General features: G+C 27.9%; 3 protein-coding genes. All 3 read right to left on the bottom strand.

Translation table 11 applies throughout. The annotated features are described in order from the left end of the window. Positions 1 to 272: hypothetical protein (locus CYP84_RS08610; protein ID WP_141089209.1), on the bottom strand; the 272-nt coding region annotated here is incomplete at its 3' end. A gap of 50 nt (positions 273 to 322) precedes the next feature. After that, the gene (locus CYP84_RS08605) at positions 323 to 511 is read right to left on the bottom strand and encodes a hypothetical protein (protein WP_103637272.1); all 189 of its coding nucleotides are present in this window, start codon (positions 509 to 511) and stop codon (positions 323 to 325) included. Between the two features lies 1 nt (position 512). Further along, positions 513 to 820 (bottom strand): hypothetical protein (locus CYP84_RS10830; protein ID WP_180996406.1); only part of this gene is annotated, 308 nt, incomplete at its 5' end.

Genomic DNA, 820 nt, shown 5'->3' with positions numbered 1-820 from the left:
TAAGTATATTTTATAGTTTGCGACCAAAATTTATATTTTGCAATAAAAAAATTATCATAAAAAATAACACTCTGGAGCATAAGAGGTAATATATACGCAAAAAAAGCTAGCAGCAATAGTATTCCACCAAATATAGCTAACCTTACTTCCCCTGATAGCAATAAAAATATAGAGATAAAAATGGTTAAAAATCCAATAAAAGCGTTAAAAACTGAGCCAAATATTCTTGTTCGCTTTATTACTAAAACGGGTTTTTCTTGATTACTATCCATGAGTTTCACTCCTTATTCGAAAATTTTACTTTAGTTATTATGAGATAAATTTATTTCTTGTCATTATCAACCATAATTTCTCTGGTAATTAATTGCATCAAAATAAGACCTTTAGCGCTACTTATATTTTTCAAAGGAGAAACCGATGTTGCAATATCACCAGCTACAGTCAGTAAATTTTTAGCCATCTCTAGATTATTTAAGAATTTATCTCTTTTCGCTTGATTTAGATTGTCCAAATTATTCTCCTATTTTAATACTCTCGTAATTATGACCTAACTCTTTATAAAATTCTAACTCATCTATATCTATTTTAAACTTTTTTAGAAAGTACTTTTTTATTAATGCTCTCTCAAATCTTGAAGTAGCGAGTATATTTAGCACTTTATCCTCTTGAAATATAATTACTGCATCATAGCTTTTATAGTAAGACCCCTTGGTTTTTACCAAATAAAATAGCCATTTTACAAATTTGAAAATTTGAAGCACTGATATTAAGGCAATAGGCAAAAGCCACTTTCTTAGTTTCTCTTGGATACCTTTATACT

The sequence above is a fragment of the Campylobacter concisus genome (assembly GCF_002912425.1).
In the GTDB taxonomy this organism is placed as follows: domain Bacteria; phylum Campylobacterota; class Campylobacteria; order Campylobacterales; family Campylobacteraceae; genus Campylobacter_A; species Campylobacter_A concisus_AH.
This window is presented reverse-complemented; position numbering and strand designations above follow the sequence as displayed.